General features: G+C 68.3%; 23 protein-coding genes and 1 tRNA gene. 9 read left to right on the forward strand and 15 right to left on the reverse strand.

The features are described 5' to 3' along the window. Positions 1-360: 360 nt before the first annotated feature. The 5 genes from NCO8_RS20165 to NCO8_RS20185 form a co-directional block, all read right to left on the reverse strand. Positions 361-433 (reverse strand) — tRNA-Ala (locus NCO8_RS20165). 87 nt (positions 434-520) lie between these two features. After that, complete coding sequence (gene sepX, locus NCO8_RS20170; protein ID WP_174550350.1) at positions 521-1516, reverse strand: divisome protein SepX/GlpR; 996 nt, start codon at positions 1514-1516, stop codon at positions 521-523. A 136-nt stretch (positions 1517-1652) separates the two neighbouring features. Further along, positions 1653-2303, reverse strand: coding sequence for a GNAT family N-acetyltransferase (locus NCO8_RS20175; RefSeq protein WP_067485934.1), 651 nt, complete (start codon positions 2301-2303; stop codon positions 1653-1655). Between the two features lie 12 nt (positions 2304-2315). After that, on the reverse strand, positions 2316-3575 hold the full coding sequence (glp, locus tag NCO8_RS20180) for a molybdotransferase-like divisome protein Glp (protein ID WP_067485931.1): 1260 nt from the start codon (positions 3573-3575) through the stop codon (positions 2316-2318). A gap of 46 nt (positions 3576-3621) precedes the next feature. Next, positions 3622-4548, reverse strand: coding sequence for a UTP--glucose-1-phosphate uridylyltransferase (locus NCO8_RS20185; protein WP_067485930.1), 927 nt, complete (start codon positions 4546-4548; stop codon positions 3622-3624). A gap of 87 nt (positions 4549-4635) precedes the next feature. Here NCO8_RS20185 and NCO8_RS20190 point away from each other — a divergent pair, with 87 nt between their 5' ends. The 3 genes from NCO8_RS20190 to NCO8_RS20200 all read left to right on the forward strand — a co-directional run bounded on the left by NCO8_RS20190 (position 4636) and on the right by NCO8_RS20200 (position 6353). Continuing rightward, positions 4636-5223, forward strand: a complete 588-nt coding sequence (locus NCO8_RS20190; RefSeq protein WP_067642076.1) for a 5-formyltetrahydrofolate cyclo-ligase — start codon at positions 4636-4638, stop codon at positions 5221-5223. A gap of 81 nt (positions 5224-5304) precedes the next feature. After that, entirely contained in the window at positions 5305-5601 is a 297-nt protein-coding gene (locus tag NCO8_RS20195) for an FmdB family zinc ribbon protein (protein ID WP_067641772.1), read from the forward strand. 86 nt (positions 5602-5687) lie between these two features. Beyond that, the gene (locus tag NCO8_RS20200; protein ID WP_067641773.1) at positions 5688-6353 is read left to right on the forward strand and encodes an SAF domain-containing protein; all 666 of its coding nucleotides are present in this window, start codon (positions 5688-5690) and stop codon (positions 6351-6353) included. A 50-nt stretch (positions 6354-6403) separates the two neighbouring features. Here NCO8_RS20200 and NCO8_RS20205 read toward each other — a convergent pair whose 3' ends face one another. The 9 genes from NCO8_RS20205 to NCO8_RS20245 all read right to left on the reverse strand — a co-directional run bounded on the left by NCO8_RS20205 (position 6404) and on the right by NCO8_RS20245 (position 14426). Next, positions 6404-7072, reverse strand: a complete 669-nt coding sequence (locus tag NCO8_RS20205; RefSeq protein WP_067641774.1) for an MspA family porin — start codon at positions 7070-7072, stop codon at positions 6404-6406. Positions 7073-7134: 62 nt separating this feature from the next. Continuing rightward, positions 7135-7800, reverse strand: coding sequence for an MspA family porin (locus NCO8_RS20210; protein ID WP_067641775.1), 666 nt, complete (start codon positions 7798-7800; stop codon positions 7135-7137). Between the two features lie 443 nt (positions 7801-8243). Continuing rightward, positions 8244-8903 carry an MspA family porin gene (locus NCO8_RS20215; RefSeq protein WP_067641776.1) on the reverse strand — a complete coding sequence of 220 codons (660 nt, stop codon included), beginning with the start codon at positions 8901-8903 and terminating at the stop codon, positions 8244-8246. A 66-nt stretch (positions 8904-8969) separates the two neighbouring features. Then, positions 8970-9647, reverse strand: coding sequence for an MspA family porin (locus NCO8_RS20220; RefSeq protein ID WP_067641777.1), 678 nt, complete (start codon positions 9645-9647; stop codon positions 8970-8972). 524 nt (positions 9648-10171) lie between these two features. Beyond that, entirely contained in the window at positions 10172-10363 is a 192-nt protein-coding gene (locus NCO8_RS20225; RefSeq protein WP_067641778.1) for a hypothetical protein, read from the reverse strand. Positions 10364-10367: 4 nt separating this feature from the next. Continuing rightward, positions 10368-10910 (reverse strand): MogA/MoaB family molybdenum cofactor biosynthesis protein, encoded by a 543-nt coding sequence (locus tag NCO8_RS20230; RefSeq protein ID WP_181696798.1) that lies wholly within the window; start codon positions 10908-10910, stop codon positions 10368-10370. Continuing rightward, positions 10910-12184, reverse strand: a complete 1275-nt coding sequence (locus tag NCO8_RS20235) for a S1C family serine protease (protein WP_067641779.1) — start codon at positions 12182-12184, stop codon at positions 10910-10912. The genes NCO8_RS20230 and NCO8_RS20235 overlap by 1 nt, the downstream gene beginning before the upstream one ends. An 88-nt stretch (positions 12185-12272) precedes the next feature. Continuing rightward, the gene (locus NCO8_RS20240) at positions 12273-13730 is read right to left on the reverse strand and encodes a sensor histidine kinase (protein WP_067641780.1); all 1458 of its coding nucleotides are present in this window, start codon (positions 13728-13730) and stop codon (positions 12273-12275) included. A gap of 9 nt (positions 13731-13739) precedes the next feature. Further along, entirely contained in the window at positions 13740-14426 is a 687-nt protein-coding gene (locus NCO8_RS20245; protein WP_067485428.1) for a response regulator transcription factor, read from the reverse strand. 235 nt (positions 14427-14661) lie between these two features. Between NCO8_RS20245 and NCO8_RS20250 the strand changes: the two genes are divergently transcribed. The 6 genes from NCO8_RS20250 to NCO8_RS20275 all read left to right on the forward strand — a co-directional run bounded on the left by NCO8_RS20250 (position 14662) and on the right by NCO8_RS20275 (position 20744). Beyond that, the gene (locus tag NCO8_RS20250) at positions 14662-17865 is read left to right on the forward strand and encodes a sensor histidine kinase (protein WP_067641781.1); all 3204 of its coding nucleotides are present in this window, start codon (positions 14662-14664) and stop codon (positions 17863-17865) included. Then, positions 17862-18266 carry a roadblock/LC7 domain-containing protein gene (locus NCO8_RS20255; RefSeq protein WP_067485424.1) on the forward strand — a complete coding sequence of 135 codons (405 nt, stop codon included), beginning with the start codon at positions 17862-17864 and terminating at the stop codon, positions 18264-18266. The genes NCO8_RS20250 and NCO8_RS20255 overlap by 4 nt, the downstream gene beginning before the upstream one ends. A gap of 6 nt (positions 18267-18272) precedes the next feature. Beyond that, entirely contained in the window at positions 18273-18644 is a 372-nt protein-coding gene (locus tag NCO8_RS20260; protein WP_067485423.1) for a DUF742 domain-containing protein, read from the forward strand. Beyond that, complete coding sequence (locus tag NCO8_RS20265; protein WP_225278646.1) at positions 18625-19251, forward strand: GTP-binding protein; 627 nt, start codon at positions 18625-18627, stop codon at positions 19249-19251. Before NCO8_RS20260 ends, NCO8_RS20265 begins: the two co-directional genes overlap by 20 nt. Next, complete coding sequence (locus NCO8_RS20270; RefSeq protein ID WP_067641782.1) at positions 19244-20023, forward strand: MHYT domain-containing protein; 780 nt, start codon at positions 19244-19246, stop codon at positions 20021-20023. The genes NCO8_RS20265 and NCO8_RS20270 overlap by 8 nt, the downstream gene beginning before the upstream one ends. Positions 20024-20519: 496 nt before the next feature. Next, entirely contained in the window at positions 20520-20744 is a 225-nt protein-coding gene (locus tag NCO8_RS20275) for a hypothetical protein (protein WP_067485421.1), read from the forward strand. A 123-nt stretch (positions 20745-20867) separates the two neighbouring features. On the opposite strand, the gene rpmF is transcribed toward NCO8_RS20275, so the two are convergent. Further along, positions 20868-21044, reverse strand: a complete 177-nt coding sequence (gene rpmF / locus NCO8_RS20280) for a 50S ribosomal protein L32 (protein WP_067485420.1) — start codon at positions 21042-21044, stop codon at positions 20868-20870. Between the last annotated feature and the right edge of the window lies 1 nt (position 21045).

Below are 21045 nucleotides of genomic sequence, written 5' to 3' on the forward strand. Positions count from 1 at the left end.
GTTCACGCCGACAGCTCATAGCAGAACTCGGAGACGTCGCCGATCGACAACTCACGTTGGCGGCCAGTGCACTGCGGCGCAGGTCCCTATGGTGGCCGACGCGGCGCGTGAACGCCAGATGCAGGATCCAACTCATCAATCGATCCAACCGAGCCCGCTGGAGACTGACGGCGACTGTGATCCGACCCAGAGGAGTGATGCGGCCATGCTGGGAACGCGATGGGTGCGAATACCAGCAGGCTAGCGGCCCGAATTCACCCACGCGGAGGACGCCAGGCAATTTGTGGGGAGTTAATGGGGAAAACGAGTCAGGCCGGGCTCCGATGACTTCTCAGAACCCGGCCTGACCTGCACTTGTTGTGGAGCTAAGGGGAATCGAACCCCTGACCTTCTCGATGCGAACGAGACGCGCTACCAACTGCGCTATAGCCCCGTGCGGCTCTGGCGAACCGCGCTGTGACACTGTATCAGGCGGTGCGGCCGGATACCGAATCGGTGTGCTGACCTGCTGTTTTGCCGGTTATTCGCCGACGGCTCGACCGAGGTCGGTGACCCGGTGGCGTAGGGCTCGGGCGGTGGCGGGGTCGAAGGTTTCGAGGTGTTCGAACATCGGGTCCTCGTCGTCGGTGTCGAGCAGGGTGGAGCGGCGGCGCAGGGCGCGGGCGGTGTCGCGGTCCATGGTGCGTCGCGTGGTGGCCGCTTCGGGGGTGGCGGTGGTGGTTTCGCGGGTGCGGCCGCGCGCGAGGCGGGCCATGCGGCGGCGCCGGATCTCCTCCTCGACGTGCACCTGTTTGCGCAGGTACGCCAGGTAGCCGGCGAGCACGGCGGCGGACAGGCCGCAGGCCCACCAGAACATCGAGTTCAGCAGCAGACCGAAGGCCGCGAACAGGATGACGGCGACGATGAGGCCGAGCACCGCGCGCTGGCGGAAGCTGTAGCGGGCGGCGCGGGCGATGGCGTCGGCCTCGGGGTCGTAGCCGCCGCGTCCGCGCCGCGACGGCACGAAGTCCTCGTCGTCGTCGAGCGCGGCGGGTTCGGGCAGGTCGTCGAGGCGGGCGGGTGGTGCGGGTGGGATGCGCGCCGAGACCGGCGGCTCCTCCACTACGGCCTCGCCCGAATCCGGTTCGGCCGCTGCGTCGTCGGCCTCGGTGGCGGTGAGTTCGGCGTCGTTGTCGGGTTCTTCGTCGGGGCCGTGCTCGATGTCGTCGAGTTCTGCTGTGACGGTGGGCTTTTCGTCATCGCCTTCGGTGACGGGCTCATCGGTCGTCATCCGATCCTCCGAATCGGTACGGTGGGGGCGCTTGGTCAGCACACGGGGGCGATAGTCGGGGTCACTCTCGTGTCCGCCCGCCGCCCCGATGCGAATCCGTCGTTCGGCCCCGCCACGGTGCAGCACGCGCGTGGCGAGTGCGGCGTCGGTGGTGCGGCGGATCCGGGGATGCCGGTCCGCGAGGATCGGGAACAGGACGAATACCCACAGAACGACCAGTCCGATCCACAGGATCGAATTAGGCATCGCGGTCATCACCTCCCGTCCCCGCCAACGTGTTGTCCATCCGTGGACGCACTACCGACGTCCGTAGGTTAATTCGGGCACGCGCGCCCGTGTGGCAGGCGCGCCGTGCACACCTGCCACATGAGTAACAGAATTTTCACGGCAGCGCCGCTCGACCCTCCCTGACCAGGCGATCTACGACGGTGCCCATGACCTCTTCGACAGTCAAGCCCACCAGCAGATGATCACGCCAGGCGCCGTCGACGTCGAGGTAACGACGCAGCAAACCCTCTTCCCGGAACCCGACGTTGCGCAGAACGGCTTGGCTGGCAAGGTTTTCCGGCCGCACCGTGGCTTCCACCCGGTGCAGGCCGACCGGCCCGAAGCAGTGGTCGAGCCCGAGCCCGAGCGCCGCCGTCGCCACCCCTTGGCCGCCCAGATCCTTGGCCACCCAATACCCGATCCAGGCCGACCGCAGCGCCCCGCGCACGATATTGCCGATGGTGAGCTGCCCGCTGAACTGGCCGTCGACCTCGATGACCAGCGGAATCATCGCCCCGCGCCGCGCCTCGGCCTTCAGGCTCGTCCACAGCGACGGCCAGTTGGAGGCGTGGTTGCGCGCCTCCCAACTGCCGCGGCCGGTCGGTTCCCACGGTTCGAGGTGGTCGCGGTCGCGCAGCCGGATCCGGCTCCAGGCGGCGGCGTCGCGAAAACGCACCGGCCGCAAGGTGACCTGGCCGCCCGCCACGATCACCGGACCGAGACGAGCAGGCCACCCGGGATGCTGTCCGGCCCGGAAGACGTTCATGGACTCCACTTCTCAGCCGCGCTGCGCCAGGAACGCGACCCGCACCTCGTCGCCGGTGCGGAAATCGGTGTCGTCGGGTTCCACCACGATCAGGCTGTTGGCCTCGGCCAGCGTCGCGAGCAGATGCGAGGAGCCGCCGTTGCCGTTGCCGAGCGGCTGCACCAGGTAGTCACCGGTGGCCTCGTCGCGCAACAACTGGGCGCGCAGATAGCCCTTGCGGCCCGGCATCGAGGTGATGGGAGTGATGGTGCGCGCGTTGACGATTCGGCGCATCGGCTGACGCCGCCCGAGTGCGATGCGGATCAACGGCCGCACCATCACCTCGAACACCACGAGCGCGCTCACCGGGTTCGACGGCAGCAGGAAGGTCGGCACCTCGTCGCGCCCGAGCCGGCCGAAGCCCTGGACGGACCCGGGGTGCATGGCCACCCGGTCCACTTCGAGCTCGCCCAGCCCGTCGAGCGCCTCGCGCACCTGCTCCGAGGCCCAGCCGCCGACCGCGCCCGCGATCACCACGACCTCCGAGCGCACCAGCTGACCTTCGACCACATCGCGCAGGCGGCGCGGGTCGGCGCTGACGATGCCCACCCGGTTCACGTCGGCGCCCGCGTCACGTGCGGCGGCGGCCAGCGCGTATGAGTTCACGTCGTAGACCTGGCCGGGGCCGGGTGTGCGGTCGATATCGATCAGTTCGCCACCGATGGAGATCACCGACAGCCGGGGGCGCGGATGCACAAGCACCTTGTCCTGGCCGACGGCGGCGAGCAGGCCGACCTGGGCCGCGCCGATGATTGTTCCGGCGCGGACCGCCACGTCACCGGGCTGTACGTCGTCGCCCACGCGGCGCACGTAATCGCCGGAGCGGACCGGCTCGAACACCTTGATCCTGGCCCGGCCACCGTCGGTGAAGTCGACGGGGAGCACCGCGTCGGCCAGCGTCGGCATGGGCGCGCCGGTGTCGACGCGCACCGTCTGCCTCGGTTGCAGCCGGATCGGCTGACGCGAACCCGCGACCACCTCGCCGACCACCGGCAGCGTGAGATCGATGAGTTCGCCCTCTTCGTCGCGCACCTCGGCACCGGCGGCGCTCACATCGACACTGCGCACCGCGTAGCCGTCGATGGCGGCCTGGTCGAAGCCGGGCAGCGGCCGCTCGGTGACCACGTCCTCGGCGCACAGCAAACCCTGGGCCTCGGAAATCGCCACCCGGACCGGCCGGGGCGCGACCGCTGCCGCGGTGACCTTGATCAGCTGATCCTCAACCGAGCGCATCGAGCTCCTGTGTGTATCGGCGACGGCTTCGCCGGTTCCCATCGTTTTACGCGACCGGCGCTTGCGGGTCCCATTCCGGGCTGAGCCGGAACTTCAGCCACTCGCGCAGTTGCGGCCCGTATTCGTCCCGCTCGAGGGCGAAATCGACGGCAGCTCGAAGATAACCGCCCGGGTTGCCCAAATCGTGGCGCGACCCACGATGGACGACCACATGGACCGGGTGATCCTCGGCGATGAGCAGGGCGATGGCGTCGGTGAGCTGCAACTCGCCGCCCGCGCCGGGCTCGATGCGGCGCAGGGCGTCGAAGATCGCGCGGTCGAGCAGGTAGCGACCGGCGGCGGCCAACGTCGACGGCGCGTCGGCCAGGTCGGGCTTCTCGACCATGCCGCGCACCCGGAGCACATCGGCCTCCGCGCCCTCGGCCAGGTCTTCCACGTCGAACACGCCGTAGGCGCTGACCTGCGACTTCGGCACGTCGATCGCGCACAGCACGGTGCCGCCGCGCTCACGACGGACCCGGCTCATCGTCTCGAGCACACCGCACGGCAGCACGAGGTCGTCGGGCAGCAGCACCGCGATCGCGTCCTCGTCGGCGTCGAGGACGGGCTCGGCCTGGGCGACGGCATGACCGAGACCGAGCGGCTCCTCCTGCACCACGGAGGTGACGTCGAGCAGGCCCGGCGCCTTGCGCACCTTCTCGAGCAGCGCGAACTTGCCGCGCTCGGCGAGGGTGCTCTCCAGGACGAGGTCCTCGACGAAGTGGGCGACCACGCCGTCCTTGCCCGGCGAGGTGACGATCACGAGACGGTCGGCACCGGAATCCGCGGCCTCGGCGGCGACCAGTTCGATGCCGGGCGTGTCGACTACCGGCAGCAGTTCCTTGGGCACCGTTTTGGTCGCAGGCAGAAACCGCGTTCCGAGTCCGGCCGCGGGGACAACCGCAGTGCGGAAACCGGAAGTCTTGTCTGTCATGCGCATACCCTATCCATTCAGCGTGCCGTCCGATCGCCCGTCGCGACGATCCGGCGTCGGCAAGAGCTTAGGGTGGTCGCTGTGGAGATGCCCGGTGAGCGCACGAAATATGCGTGGCGACGTGAGATCCTGGCCACCCGGGCCGCCGTGGGACCCGCCGAACACGCCCGTGAGGCGAGTGCCCTAGCGGCCACCGCGGCCCTGCTGGCCGGGGCCGATGAAGTGGTGTGCGCCTACGTGCCGACGAAGACCGAGCCGGGCGATCTGCGCATGCTCGATGCGCTGCGCGAGCGCGGCGCCACAGTGTTGCTGCCCGTCACCGGAGCGCCGGGACCGCTGAGCTGGGCGCACTACGCGGGCGCCGATTCGCTGCGTCCCGCGCGCTACGGTCTGCTCGAACCGACCACCGAGAGCTTGCCGCCACCGGTGGTCGCCGAGGCCGCCACGATCCTCGTCCCGGCGCTCGCGGTCGACCGGCGCGGCGTGCGCCTCGGCCGCGGCGCCGGGTACTACGACCGCACCCTCGGCGTGGCCAGTGTGGGCGCGCGGTTGATCGCGGTGGTCCGTGACATCGAGCTGGTTGTCGAGTTGCCCGAGGAACCGCACGACCATCGGATGGGCTGGGCATTGACGCCCGAGGCGGGCTTGAGCGAGCTGGGTGATCCCCGCGCCTGAGCGGCGGAATGAAAAGGCGATTGGCGAGGTTGGCAGTGTCGGCGGTAGAGTGCTAGATCGACGAGACTTGCGGAGGATCCTGTGCCAACTTATTCATATGCGTGCACCGAGTGTGACAACCGCTTCGACATCGTTCAGTCCTTCTCCGAGGATTCACTGACGGAATGCCCGCAGTGCACGGGGAAGCTGCGGAAGCTGTTCAACTCGGTCGGGATTGTGTTCAAGGGCAGCGGTTTCTACCGCACCGACAGCCGTGGTGGCGCGTCCACCGCGAGCGAGCCGGCGAAGTCCTCGGACGGCAACGGCAGTTCCTCGTCGAGCGGGTCGTCCGCGAGCGGGTCGACGTCGAGCGCCGCCGCTCCTGCCGCCGCGAGCTGAGCGAAAAGTTCTCCACACCCCCGAGTTGTCCACAGGCGGGCTTTTCGCCGTTGTCGGTGCTGTCGCCGCGTTCCTAGGCTTCGGGCATGACTCGCAGCCTTGCCGACCTGGGACGTGGCAGCTCCTGGCGGTTCGCTCTCGGTAATCGCCCCGCCTGGGCCGATGCCCTGCTGGCGCGGCGCATCGTGGCCGCCGCGCTCGCCGTTGTCGCCGTGGTCCTGTTCGTGCGTGGCGATCCGGGTGGGGCACGGCAACCGGTGGTGGTCGCCGCCCACGATCTGTCGCCGGGACGGGTACTCACCGCCGAGGACGTGCGGGTCGATCAGCACGAAACCCGAACTCTGCCCGCCGGTTTCGCCACCGATACCGCTCCCCTGCTCGGCGCGACGCTCACCGGCGCCATGCGTGCGGGCGAGACGTTCACCGATCTCCGGGTGGTCGGTCCGCGCTTGGCGGCGGCCGCGGCGGGCACCGACGACGCCCGCATCGTCCCGATCAGGTTGGCCGATTCGGCGGTGGCCGAGGTGTTGCGCGCGGGCGACCGGGTGGACGTGGTCGGTGTCGACGACGCGGCCGGTCCGGGTGCCGACGCACCGGCGCGCACCCTCGCGAAGGATGCGGCGGTCGTGCTCGTCACGGCTACATCCGATCGCCGGGCCGAGCGAATCGTGCTCGTCGCGCTGGCCACCGAATACGCCACCGCCGTGGCCGGTGCGTCATTACGTACGGCGCTGACAGTCGTATTCCATTGAGCGACAAAAGCTTCGGGGCCCACCCCAGTAGGAGCAGGCCCCGATCAGGCTCAGCCGAGGCTGAAAGGCTGACCCCACAGCGTCACCCAGCTGATGACATTGTCGGTCTCGACCTCCACGCTCACGAACGAGCGCGCCTGCGCGTACCCACCGCAGCCGGACAGGCCGATGGTTTCGTCAGCCCAGGTCACCGAGCCGTTGGAACCCTTGAATTTGTTGTTCTTGGAATGCGATTCGTTGCCGTAGTCGTCGGCCTTCTCGAGATCGAGCACGTAGAACGACTGCGCCTGGCCCGGCCCGAGCGACAGCTCGCCACCGGTGCCGATGCCGGCGGAAGGATTGCCCTGGTCATCGACCGCGCCCTCGCCCTCTCCGCTCACACCACCACCGGCGATGTTCACCTGGCAGCCGACGGTGTAGCCGGGGTAGATCTTGCCGCCCGACGCGTCACCACCACCGGACACCGACACCTGGGCACTACCCGACACCCACGCGTTGCGGTGCACCGGAGTCGAACCCATCGACGGACTGATGGTTGCCGATTCGCCGACCATCTTGATGTTCACGACGGTGCCGTCCGACAGCGTCTTGGTGATCTCGCCGCCGGGCAGCGGCACGAAGGTGTCGGCATGGGCGGCGCCGACGGAGAACAGCCCGATGGTGCAGGACACGGCGGCAGCCACGCCCGCCGCCCGCGTCATACTCTTGCGATTGATCATCTCAGTAGACCCCTCGAGGGTGAATTCGATCGAGCTGGCAGGATTTTCGGCGGTCGTCCGGCTCAGCCGATGCTGAACGGCATGCCGTAGAGCGTGGTCTTGGAGTAGTGGTCGCCGATGATCTCGACCACCGTGTACGCGCGGGCCTGGGCGTAACCACCGCAACCCTGCACCTGGATCTCGGCGTCCTGGTAGTCGATGGCGTAGACGCCGGGCTTGGTGATGTCCTTCGAACTGATCTGCGCGAACGCGACCTCACCCGGGCCGAGGTTGAGCCCGATCGAACCACCGGCGCTGACGCCACCGGTACTCACGCCGCCGGACACACCGGCACCGATCGCGTCGTCGGCGATGCTCACCTGGCAACCGACGATGTAGCCGGTATTGAGCTGCGAAGTGCCGTGTGTGGACGAATTATTGGAGCCGGGACGACCGGACGGACCGTTCCACGGCCCGGGCTCACCCTCCGGTGTCTGCTGGACATCGGCCACGACGCTGCCGCTCACCCAGGCCACCCGGCCCGCGCCGTTGGCGGCGAGCGAGGGCGAGATGGTCGCCTTCTCGCCGACGCGGGTGATGCTCAGACCAGGCCCGGCCTTATGACCGTCGGGCAGCGGCACAAAGGTATCGGCGTTGGCGGCACCGGCCGACAGCAGGCCGATCGTCACCGCCGCCGCGGCGCCTGCGCTCCAGGCGCCGCGCACACGATTGGTGCGGTTCTCGCTCATTGTTCCCCTCGAGGTATACGCAAAATCGACCTCGACCATCGAGGTCGATATCTGTAACGCACCCGGCCCCAGCTGACGTGTGCCACAAGGGCACAGCACCGCTGGCAACAGGACAGCCAGTCCTGCCGGGAGGTGGATCGAGAAGCCTGCGGTCACCGAATCGGCGCGAGCTGAGCCGATCGGCGAACGAAACGCGGATGAATCCGACCGCGAGAGCAGTCGATTCGCAACAAACATAATGAGAGCCCTTGGCTATGTCCAGCGAACGCGAAAGGGCCCGTGCACACGCACGGGCCCTTTCGCTTACCGATCAGCTGATCTCGCACCAACATGGGTAACTCGCCGGGGACGGGCTGACCCCGCCACCATCCTGGTCCGGCCGCCGACGCAAGCCTCCCCGCGCCCAGGTCTGGCCTGAATTCGCGGGGAGGCGGGACAACAGATCAGCCGAGGCTGAAGGGCTGGCCCCACAGGGTGACCCAGCTGATCACATTGTCGGTCTCGACCTCGACGCTCACGAAGGCACGAGCCTGCGCGTAGCCGGCGCAGCCGGACAGGCCGATGGTGGTGTCCGACCAGGTCACCGAGCCACTGCCGTTCTTGAACTTGTTGTTCTTGCTGTGCGATTCGTTGCCGTAGTCGTCGGCCTTCTCGATGTCGAGAACGTAGAACGACTTCGCCTGGCCGGGGCCGAGCGAGAGCTCGCCGCCGGTGCCGATGCCGCCCGCGCCGTTGCCTTCCCAGTCGGATTCGACGTTGCCTTCACCGGAGACACCGCCGCCGGCGATGTTCACCTGGCAGCCGACGGTGTAGCCCGGGTAGATCTTGCCCGCGCCACCGGTGGAAACGGTGACCTGCGCGCTGCCCGACACCCACGCGTTGCGGTGCACCGGGGTGGAACCCATCGACGGGCTGATGAGGGCCGACTCGCCGACCAGGCTGATGTCGACGACGGTGCCGTCGGACAGGGTCTTGGTGATGTGGCCGCCCGGCAGCGGCACAAAGGTATCGGCATTGGCCGCGCCCGTGGAGAGCAGGCCGACAGCCACGGAGGCCGCGGCGCCGACGCCCGCCATCCGCGCCATGAACTTACGGTTGATCATAGGATTTGTCCCTCGAGGAGTGAGTTCGCCGTAGCGAGAAGAGGATTCGTACCGGTTCGAAAGACGTCAGCCGATGCTGAACGGCATGCCGTACAGGGTGGTCTTCGAGTAGTGGTCGCCGATGATCTCGACCACGGTGTACGCCCGGGCCTGCGCGTAACCGGCGCAGCCCTGGATCTCGATCTCCGCGTCCTGGTAATCGATCGCGTAGACACCCGCCTTGAGGATGTCCTTCGAGTTGATCTGCACGAACTTGACCTCGCCGGGGCCCAGGTTCACGCCGATCGAGCCACCCGCGTTGACGCCGCCGGTGCTCACGCCGCCGGACACACCGGCACCGATCGCGTCGTCGGCGATGCTCACCTGGCAGCCGACGATGTAGCCGGTGCTGAGGATGGAGGTGCCGTGCGAGGAAGAGTTGTTGGAGCCGTCGCGGCCGCTCGGGCCGTTCCAGGGGCCTGCCTCGCCCTCGGGGGTCGCGGTGACGTCGGCGATGGCCGAGCCCGAGACCCACACGACGCGACCTGCGCCGTTGGCCGCCATCGACGGCGAAATCAGGGCGTGCTCGCCGGTACGGGTGATGGTCACCCCGGGGCCTGCCTTCTGACCGTCCGGCAACGGTACGAAGGTATCTGCGTTGGCGGCACCGGTCGACAGCAGGCCGATGGCCATGGCGGCCGCGGCAGCGCCGACGCCCGCGGCACGGGCGCCGCGGCGCACACCGGTGGTGCGGTTCTCGCTCATACTTCCCCTCATCAGTGTTCTCTAACAGCCGGTCTCGACTTTCGTGACCGGACGGGTGGACCTCACAGGCCCAGCTCAGTGTGTCGCCCCTTTGTTGCCGTTACGTAACCGACTGTTATTTCGGCGATACGGCCGGGGTCGGCGGAGCTACCCGAGGGTAGGGCTGCACCGGATGTTCAACGCACAGAAGTTGAGTACTGCGGGGACCGATTGTGGTGGGTCTGGATGGCGAACATTAAACGCTGCGTTCTAGTTCCAGCAACCGTAGAGTTCGTAAATTTCACTGTGACACCCGGCACAAGTTCATACATCGCCACATGCTTTGACATGCATAAATGCCCTGAGCTTCGGGTTTGTCAAGTGGGATGAACAGCTCCGCTTACCGGACCGCAAACCGTCGCTTATACGACAAAGGACCACACATGAAGTGTGGTCCTCGGAAAATGTAGCCGCTTCGCAATGGGTTAATACTGGATTAACCCCGGTTGGCTATCACGTAGCGGGAAAGGCAGATAACGGGGCGGTCACCCGTGGTGCGGCGGTATTTGCGAACGCAGCCACTCGTCGTCATCGGAACCGCGCGAACCGCCCCCGCGCTCGTCAGCAGTGGTTTCGGGCAGCACATCGCCGAAGATCCGCGCGAGCCGGGCCGCTTCGGCGGCCTTGCGCCGCGCGGCCTCGCGCTCCTCGGGCGATGTGCTGTCCGACGCGTTCATCGAATCACTCGTCCAGACCGGAGAGTTCGCCGATCACCCGGCTCGCCAGCGGGCCGAGGGTGGCCATGCCGTCGCGCACCGCCGAGCGGGTGCCCGGCAGGTTCACCACGAGGGTGCTGCCGGAAATGCCGGAGACCCCGCGCGACAGACCCGCGTCGAGCGAGCCGGCCACGCGGCCCGACGCGCGCAGCGCCTCGGTGATGCCGGGCAGTTCCCGGTCGAGCACCTGGGCGGTGGCCTCGGGGGTGACATCACGCGGCGACATACCCGTGCCGCCGACCGAGATCACCAGGTCCACACCGCCGATGACGGCGGTGTTGAGCGCGTTGCGGATCTCGACCTCGTCGGCCTGCACGGTCACCGAGGCGTCGACCAGGAAGCCCGCTTCGTTGAGCAATTCGGTGACGAGCGGGCCGAGCGAGTCGACGCCGCCGTGCGCCGTCCGGTCGTCGACGACCACTACAAGTGCCCGCCCTGCCACGGGAGCATCGATGTCCATGGTCATCACCGTAGCGCCTACGCACGACAGTGCCGCGTTCGATCGCATCATCGGCCGCTCTCCGCCGCGGCGGCCGTGAGCGTGACGTCCACGGTCTTGGCGTTTCCGCCCTGTTCGTCGGTGTAGGTGATCTTCACGGTGTCTCCTGGCTGGCGGGAACGGACGGCGGCGATCAGCGCGTCGCCGGAATCGATGGGCCGGTCGTCGAGGCGGGTGATGATCGCGCCCGCGGGGATGCCGGCCTTGGCGGCAGGCCCGTCCGGGGTCGCCTCGAGCACCCGGGCGGCCGTGTCGAGCGGACGCAGTTTGATCCCGATCTGGGCGTAGGTGGCCTTGCCGGTCTTGATGAGTTCGTCTGCCACGCGGCGAGCCTGGTCGACCGGGATGGCGAAGCCGAGGCCGATGGATCCGCTCTGCGCGCCCGACATCTCGCCGCCGAGGCTGGCGATGGCGGTGTTGATGCCGATGAGCTTGCCCTGGCCGTCGACGAGCGCGCCGCCGGAGTTGCCCGGGTTGATCGCGGCGTCGGTCTGGATCGCGTCGATGACCGGGTTCACCTGGCTCGGTGTGCCCTCACCGCTGGTCGAGACGGGCCGGTTGAGCGCCGAGACGATGCCCGTGGTGACGGTGCCCGCCAGGCCGAGCGGCGAACCGATCGCCATCACCGGCTGGCCCACCGCGAGTCCGTCGGAGGTGCCCAGTTCGATCGGGGTGAGGCCGGTCTTGTCGGCCTTGATGACGGCCAGGTCGGACACCGGATCGGCGCCGATCATGGTGGCGGGCGCGGTGCTGCCGTCGCTGAACACCACCTCCATCTTCGCCCCCGATCCGGCGCCCGCGGCGACGTGGTTGTTGGTCAGGATCAGCCCGTCCGAGGACAGCACGACCCCCGATCCCTCACCGGAGGCGCGGGTGCCCGCGACCTTGATCATCACCACGCTGGGCAGCACCCGCTGCGCCACCGCCTGGGTCGACCCGGCGGGCGCGTTGGCGGCATTGTTCACCTCGGGTCGTGGTGCCTCCAGCGCGTTGGTCACCGGCGCCGGATCGGAGTCGGCGGCGAGCACGCCGACCACGCCGCCGACGCCGCCGCTCACCAGCGCCAGCGCGGTGGCTCCGGCGATCAACCCGAGCCGCAACGGCTTTCGCGGGGCCGCGGGCGGTGCGGCGTAGGGCTGCTGGGGGTACGGCTGGGGTCCGTAGCCGTACTGCGCGGGCCCATACGGGTGGCTACCCGGCACGGTGGCGGGGTGATCCGCCTGTCCCGGGCCGTGGCCGCCGAGGGGGTGGTCGGCGGGCCGCTGCTGGGGATCGTCGTTCATGGTCACCTTCTCTCACGCTTGCCGACAAGCTTGGCGACGGCTACTGAGAAGCGCCTGAGACCGGCCCGTCAGTTGCCCGAGACTCGGTTCAGGGCGCCTCGTCCGGTTCCACTGCCACGGGCGCCGCCTCACCGGGCAGGACGATGCGGACCAGGGCGCCGCCCCGGTCGGAGGTGTCGATGGCGATGGTTCCGCCGTGCTTGGTCACCACCTGTTTCACGATCGCGAGCCCGAGCCCGGAACCGGGCATCGACCTGGACGCGGTGGTCCGGTAGAAGCGTTCGAACACCAGCTCGCGTTCGCCCGGCGGAATGCCGGGGCCCGCGTCGGCGACGGAGAGTTCCAGCAGTCCCGGACCCGCGGGGCGCATGGTGATCCGCACGACCGCGTCGGGCGGGCTCCACTTGGCCGCGTTGTCGAGCACATTGAGCACCGCGCGTTCCAAGCCTGCCTCGTGGCCGTAGACGAACCACGGGCGCAGGTCGGCGACGAAGGTGATGCCCGCGCGACGCCGCCGCGCACGCTCCAGCGCCCGCTCGGCCACTTCGCCGAGATCCACCCGCTCGTAGACGGTTTCCGGGGCGTCCTCGCGGGCCAGGTCGACGAGGTCGCCGACGAGCGTGGACAGCTCCTCGATCTGGGCGACCACGTCGGCTCGCAGCTCCACCATGTCCTCGTCGGGCACCCGTGGCGCACCCGGTCTGCTCGAGGCGATGAGCAGTTCCATATTGGTGCGCAGCGAGGTGAGCGGGGTGCGCAGCTCGTGTCCGGCGTCGGCGACGAGGCGGCGCTGCCGGTCCCGGGACTCGGCCAGGGCGCGCAGCATGGTGTTGAAACTCTCGGTGAGCCTTGCCAATTCGTCGTCGCCGGTGACCGGGATCGGGGTGAGGTCGTCGGTGCGCGCGACCCGCTCGGTCGCGGCGGTCAGGCGCGCGATCGGGCGAAGACCGGTGCGGCCGACGGCGGTACCGGCCGCGGCGGCGAGCACCACACCGCAGGCGCCGACGACGAACAGCAGCCAGGCCAGCCGGTCGAGCACCTCGCGGGTGCGGTAGAGCTTCTGGGAGATGATGAGCGTGGCGCCGCTGTGCGTGCGCGCCGCGAGGACGCGCTGGTCACCGACGGTGCGCAGCGAGGAGTTGAGCTTGCCGTCGGCCACCGCCAGTTCCTGGGCGCCGACCGGCGGAATCGTCTGCTGCGGCGGCATATACGGCTTGTGATCGGCATAGATCAGCGCGACGCCGACCTCGTTGGAGTACAACCCGGCGAGCACGATCGACTGGAAGCCGATCGACTCGAAATTGTTGTTGATCATGGTCGCCGCCCGCGCCTCGAGCTGCGCGTCGACGTCGGCGTAGAGGGCGCGCGCGACCATGGCGTAGGCCGCGATCGAGGTGACGGCCACCGCGATCAGCACCACCGAGGCGGCCAGCAGGGTGACCCGCCAGCGCAGCGACACCGAGCGCGTGAGCGGCATCGGTGGGCGCATCTCGCCGGGGTCGAGTGGACGGCCGAGCCCGGCGACCACCGGTTCCTTGTGTGCCATGCCCGCGGCCTAGGGAGGGGTCTCGCGCAGCACGTACCCGACGCCGCGCACGGTGTGGATCAAGCGTTCCTCGCCGTCGGCCTCGGTTTTGCGCCGCAAATAGCCGATGTAGACCTCGAGCGCGTTGCCTGAGGTGGGAAAGTCGTAACCCCACACCTCTTCCAGGATCCGCCCCCGGGTGAGCACCCGGCGCGGATTGGCCATCAACATCTCCAGCAGCGAGAACTCGGTACGAGTCAAGCTGATCGAACGTTCGCCACGCGAAACTTCGCGAGTGACCGGGTCCAGCGACAGATCAGCGAACACCATCGCTTCGGATGCTTCGCCGAGATCGGGCGCCCGCCTGCGCAGCAAAGCGCGTAAACGCGCGAGCAATTCCTCCAGCGCGAAAGGCTTCGGCAAATAATCGTCGGCGCCCGCATCGAGCCCGGCCACGCGTTCGGAGACCGAATCGCGCGCGGTCAAAACGAGAATCGGCAGATCATCGCCCGTACTGCGCAGCCTGCGGCACACTTCAAGGCCGTCAAGACGGGGCATCATCACATCGAGAACGAGCGCATCGGGCCTGGCTGTTGTGACTTTCTCCAAAGCGTCCATGCCGTCGACGGCCAGGTCGACGGTGTAGCCGTTGAAGCTCAGTGATCGGCGCAGTGATTCCCGCACCGCACGATCGTCGTCGACAACCAGAATGCGCATGTGCTCAGTTTGCCGTTAGCGACTGAGAACGTACTGAGAGGGTGGCGGTGGTCGGCGTTGCGTCAGCACATATTCGGCGATTTCGGGCTGTCCTGCCCGGATTGCCGTTGACCACCCGGCACGGTATCTTTCCTGCGATAAAAGAAGACCTTCAGTTGGTTCTGCGCTCGCATCGGTCCGCGACCTCCCCCGCGCGGGCCGGGGTCACACGTGGAAGCAGAGGCAACGCACGCGGATGGAACCTGCATCGCGCTCCTGGCAATTCAGCCTGTCGAACTGGTCGGTAACGCGCAAGGTCGGTGTGGTTCTCGTGCTGCCGGTGATGCTCGCGACCACGTTCGCCGTGCTGCGCATCAATGCCGAACTAGAGACCATGACCCAACTCGGTGCGGCGACCGAACAGGCCGCCGTCATCCGGCCCGTCGTCAAATTCGCCACCGCCACCGAACAACTCGCCGTCGCCGCGACCGCCAACTGGGGTGCGATCGCCGACCCACAGACCGACGCCGCGCTCACCACCTACGACCAAGCCCTCGCCGAAGTCCAGAGCGCGCTACGCATGGCAAGCATCGACCGGGCCGTCGCCGACGAACTCACCGCCGCGACCACCACCGGCGCCACGCTGCGCAATACGGTGCGCAGCGGCTCGCCGGCGATGGTCGGCGAACAGACCGACGAGATCGGTGAACGCATCGGCAACGCCCTCGCCAAGACCCCGGTGGTCGAGGACTATGTCGTGCAGCGCTACTTCCTGCAGCTCACCGCCCTGCACCAGGCGCGGCGGGTGCTCACCCGGGAACGCACGCTCGTCGTGTCGCCCGACGCGGGAACGAGCCAGAGCGCTCGCGCGCGGATGCTGGTCGAGCTCGGTTCCGAGCAGACCATGATCAAGACCTACGCGATGATCCTGCCCGGCAACGCGGGCAGCATGGCCTCGCTGCTCGACGCGGTCCAGACCAGGATCAGCGTGTTCAGCCAGAACAACGGCGACCCGACGACCAACGCGGCGGTGCTCAACACCCTGCAGGTCAGCGCCGACACCTACGCGGCGACCATCTCGGGTCTGCTCGACGAGATCGACAAGACCCTCGACCTCAACACCTCGACCGCCCAGACCGCCGCGCTGCGTGAGGCCACCCTGGTGCTCGGCATGCTGCTCTCCGGTCTGGCGCTGGCGCTCGCGGTGGCGCGCACGCTGGTCGTGCCGGTGCGCAGGCTGCGCCGCGACGCGCTCGAGGTGGCGCACGTGAAGCTGCCCGACGAACTCGCCGTGGTGCGCAGCGGTGGCGCGACCCCCGAGATCGCACCGGTGGGCGTGCACTCCACCGACGAGATCGGTCAGCTCGCCCGCGCCGTCGACGAGATGCACGAGCAGGCCCTCAACCTGGCCGCCGACCAGGTGCGGCTGCGCCTACAGATCGGCAACATGTTCGAGACGCTGTCGCGGCGCAGCCAGTCGCTGGTCGAGCAGCAGCTCGCGCTCATCGAGGAACTCGAGCACGACGAGGACAACCCCTCACGCCTGCAGACCCTGTTCCGCCTCGACCACCTCGCCACCCGCATGCGCCGCAACGGCGACAACCTGCTCGTGCTCGCCGGTACCGCCCTGCGCCGTGGTCACCTGCCGCCGGTACCGCTGTCGGACATGCTCTGGAGCGCGGTGTCGCAGGTGGAGGACTACCAGCGGGTCGAGATCGGGAATGTGCCCGACGGCGTGGTCGCCGGTGAGTCGGCCGTCGACATCGAGCACCTGCTCGCCGAGCTCATCGACAACGCGCTGCGCTACTCGCCGCCGAGTACCTCGGTGGCCGTGATCGTGGGCCGGGCCGTCGACGGCGGGTACATGATCGAGATCACCGACCGCGGCCTCGGCATGTCGGCCGACGATCTGCGCACCACCAACGAGCGACTCGCCTCCGGTGGTGAGGTGACCATCGAAACCGCCCGCCGGATGGGTCTATTCGTGGTCGGCAGGCTCGCCAAGCGGCACACCATCACCGTGAGCCTGCGCCGCACCAACGGTTCGGCGCCGCAGCCGGGGATCACCGCGAGCGTGCATCTGCCAAGTGCGCTCGTCGCGCCCCCGCCGCCCTCCTCGGGTCCGGCCACCGGGCCCAATCCGCTGGTGTCGACCGGACCGAATCCGCTTGTCCCGTCGGGCCTCACGGCCGCCGACATCACCGGACCCAATCCGATCATGCCGGTCGGCACACCGAACCCGCTGATCCCGGTGGCGAATCCGCTGGTGCCACCGCAATACGGTTCGACAACCGGCGCCTACGACGCCAGCGAATACCGCGCGCCGCTCACCAAGGCGGGTCTGCCGCAACGGGTTCCGTCGGCAGCGCCGGAATCCGAGCCGGTCGAGGAGACGCCGAGCGGGCTGTGGGCCGAGCACCCGGTCGAGGACCTACCCGAGCCGAAGACCGAGTCCACCGGGCTTCCCCAGCGCACCCCGTCCGCGTCCTGGCAGGTCCCGCCGCCGGTGCGGCCGACCACGGGTCAGCCAACGGCCGCCTGGCCCCTACCGACCCGCAGCCGCTCCGACGAAGCACCCCAGCACGATTCGAACGGGCGTCAGGCGCAGAACCCGGCCGCTCCCGTGCGCCTGCAGCCGCTCGGCGGCGCTCGCACCGATTCGGCCGAGCCGCGCTCGCTCGACAGCGGCCCGGCCTCGCCCGACCCGCGACCTATCGAGGGTCGCCGCGACCCGGCCGACGCGACGCCATCGGCCCTCCCGCAGCGATCGGGCGGCAGCCGCGCCGACACCGACGACGCGACACAGCGATCCCACTCGGGTTCACTCGACGATCGCCGTGATCCGGCGCCCTCGGCCGATCTCCACCGGCTCGACAGCGGCTCGAGCTCCGGCCTGGACACCGCCCAGCCGGCCGGCCTCCACTCGCTCGACGGCAGCGGCTCGGACGCCGACCGGCCCGAGGAGAACCCCTCCGCCGTCGCGCAACCGGTCGACGAGCAGCGACAGGATTCCTCCGCGCGCCTGCAACCGCTCGACGAAGCACCACCCGAGCCCGTCGAGGACACCGCTGCCGACCCCGTGCCCACCTCCTCGACCAGGTTGCAGCCGGTCAACGGTGAGGCGCCGACGCCGATCTATCAGCGCATGGTTTCCGAGTGGCTCGTCGAACCTTCCACAGCCGCAAGCGAATCCGCGTCGAACGGGGCATCATGGAGCTCCCCCGGCGACGCGGGATGGACGGCGGCGGCCAGTGCGGACAAGCCACCGACCTCCGCACGCACCTCCGGTGGACTGCCGATCCGTAAACCGGGCGCACAGCTGGTGCCCGGCGGACTGGCACCGGCCGAGGAAGCGGGCGCCCGCGATCCCGAGGAGATCCGCAACAACTTGACCCGACATCTCAGCGGCGTCCGCAGTGGCCGTGCCGAGATCCAGTACAACGACGGAGGCCTCGAATGAGCAACGCGCACCCCACAGACGAGAATCTGAACTGGCTGGTCGCCCGCTTCACCCGGGACGTGCCCGGCGTCTCGCACGCGGTGCTGGTCTCGGCCGACGGGTTGCTGCAGGCGACCAGCCCGCATCTACCCGCCGACCGCGCCGAACAACTCGCGGCGGTGACCGCGGGCCTGGCGAGCCTGTCCACCGGTGCGGCGCAGCTGTTCGACGGCGGCAAGGTGATGCAGTCGATCGTCGAGATGCAGCGCGGCTACCTGCTGGTGATGAGCGTCGGAAACGGTTCGCACCTGGCGGTTCTGGCCAACAAGAGCCATGACATCGGCCGTATCGGCTACGAGATGGCACTGCTCGTCGACCGGGTGGGCTCGGCGGTCACCGCCACCGCCCGCTCCGCCGGCTGAGGTGAGATGTCGAGCCCGTACGGATCCGAAATCCGGCCGACCACACGCGTCAGGCCCTATGCCCTGACCGCAGGCCGCACCGAACCCGCGATCGCGCTGCCCTTGGAGGCGGTCGTGGAGACGGTTTCCTATACCGCACACCTGGAATGGCCCGCAGGCGATCTACGAAGTGAGATAGTGCGCCTGGCCACACATCGCCTCTCGGTAGCCGAGATCGCGGCATACCTGTCACGCCCACTGGGTATGGTCCGGGTGATGATCGGCGATCTCGTTGTGGGCGGGATACTTCGAGTGCACTCGACGCTGACCGAGCAGGCGAGCTACGACGAACGCCGATCACTGATGGAGAGGACTTTGCGTGGACTCCGTGGCCTCTGAGGGCGCACCGCGCCAGCAGGCACCCGAGCAACGGGTCGCCTCGACGAAGATCGTGGTGGCGGGCGGTTTCGGCGCCGGGAAGACGACCTTCGTCGGCTCGGTGTCGGAGATCGTTCCGCTGCGCACCGAAGCGATGGTGACCCATTTCTCCGACGGCATCGACGATCTCGCCGAGACGCCGGAGAAGGAGACCACCACCGTCGCGATGGACTTCGGCCGCATCGTGCTGCCGGGCAACCTGGTGCTGTACCTGTTCGGCACGCCCGGCCAGAAGCGGTTCTGGTTCATGTGGGACGACTTGATCCGCGGCGCCATCGGCGCGGTGGTGCTGATCGACACCCGCAGGCTGGAAGACAGCTTCGCCGCCGTCGACTTCTTCGAGGCGCGCGGGCTGCCGTTCCTGATCGCGGTGAACCGTTTCCCGAACGCCCCGCGTTTCCCGATCGCGGAACTGCGCGAAGCGCTGTCGGTGCGTGAGGGCATCCCGATCGTCGACATCGACGCCCGCAACGCCGTCGAGGTGCGTCAGGCGCTGGCGGCGGTGACCGAATACGCCATCGCCCAACTCGAGCCGCAGCAATTCGAGGGAGCTGGCAGGCGTGGTTGATCTGCTCGCGACCGGAGCGGAGGTGTTCGGTCGCGGTACGGGCGTGGCGTGGCTGGCTTTCGATCTGTCGGCCGTCGGCGCGGTCGTGGCGTTCGCGTGTGTGCGCCACGCCAAGTACTCGGTGCGGTTCCGCATCGTGTGGCTCACGATGGCCGCCGTCTCGCTCGGTGGCGTCGGCCTGTGGCTGGCGAATTCGGTCGCGCTGCTCGGTATTCACGTCGAGGGCAGCGCGGTGCGCTACAACCTGGCCCTCGGTACGGCCTCGGCCGCCATCGCGGTGATCGCCGTGTTCGCCGGATTCCTGATCGGCGGGCGCAGGCTGGATCTGCCTCGGCTCGTGATCGGCGGGCTGACGATGGGGCTGGGTGTCGGCCTGTCGACCTATCTCACCCTGGACGCGCTCGCGGTGCAGGGCACCGTGAAGGAGTCGCTCGGCCTCATCGGGCTCGTACTGCTGATGTCGATGGCGCTGTGCACGGGCGTGCTGTGGGCCGGTCAGACGGTGCGGTTGATCGCCCTGCGCGTGGTGCTGTCACTGCTGTTCGCCGTCGGTGTCGCGGCGCTGTACTACACGGCGGTCGGCGCGCTGGAATTCGACGTGAACTCCGGCGCTCGCATGCCCGACGGACTGCAGCTGTTCGACCTGGTGTTCCCGATGTTCGTGCTCGGTTCGCTCGGCCTCACGGTGCCCATCACGGCGATCCTGGTCGCACCCGATCGGCGCGAAGCCATCGAGGCCGCCGAGAAGGCCGAAACCGTCGGCGCGCGATAACTGGCTAACGTCCGGTTTGCCGGAATCTTTACCGTCTTCCGCCCCGCTGCCCGAATGCGGCCCGGCGGTGGTGGATTCGGGCGAAAACCGCCCCTGAAGTGGCGATGAGCGGGTTCTCCTTGGTAGGAGAACCCGCCCTCCCGCACGAGAGTACATACCCGTGCAGGACTACGCATCAGTGATTCAGGAATTTTCCTGTGCCGAAAAACAAACCCCGAGTTGGTATCTGGGCGTTCAGCAATCGTTCGGCAAGCTTTCTCGAGCGGCAAGTCCACGTGGCATGCGTCACAACGGTAACCGGGCGATTGCCCCTACCTCCTAGACAAGCCCCTGACCAGGCATTACAAGTGCCCAGTAAGCCCCCTGGACACCATGCTTCCCAGCTCACACGGAAGACGGTGCGTTAGGCCCACATCCGGGCCTCGCGCGGGTTATCGTCCCCGCAGGGCGCTTTCGTCTCGCCCGGCACATCCAAGGTTCGTTCGAAGGAGTTCGCATGGCCGTCAACGTGGTGCTCGACAAAGTTCTCGACAAGGAATACGAGAACAAGACGCTGAAGGAAATCCTGTCCGCGCCGCCGTCGGCCCTCGCCGGGCTCGCCGCAGGCGTCGATCAGCAGCTGCTCGATGCGCTGAAGATCAAGACCATCGCCGACCTCGGCACCAACAAGTACATCAAGCTCGCCGTCGCACTGGTCGCCCTCGCCGAGCAAGAAGGCTGAGAAGTAACCGGCTGACATGGCAACGGCCTGTCGGGGTTCACACCCCGGCAGGCCGTTGCATTTTGTCCGATACCCCGCTTCGGGTTGTCCCCTCCGAACCGGCTCTCGAACACCCTGGGAAGGTCAGGAGATCCGCGCGGGATCGATCAGGCCCTTCCGTACGGCACCAACGATACGACGTGGCACCCGATATTCGACACCCGCCACGGTCACCGGGACGAGTTGCGGCGCCTCGGCCTTCCACTGCGAACGCCTGCTCCTGGTGTTCGAGCGCGACATCCTGCGCTTGGGAACCGCCATG

Origin of the sequence: Nocardia coubleae NBRC 108252, assembly GCF_001612805.1 — a bacterium.
Classification (GTDB): domain Bacteria; phylum Actinomycetota; class Actinomycetes; order Mycobacteriales; family Mycobacteriaceae; genus Nocardia; species Nocardia coubleae.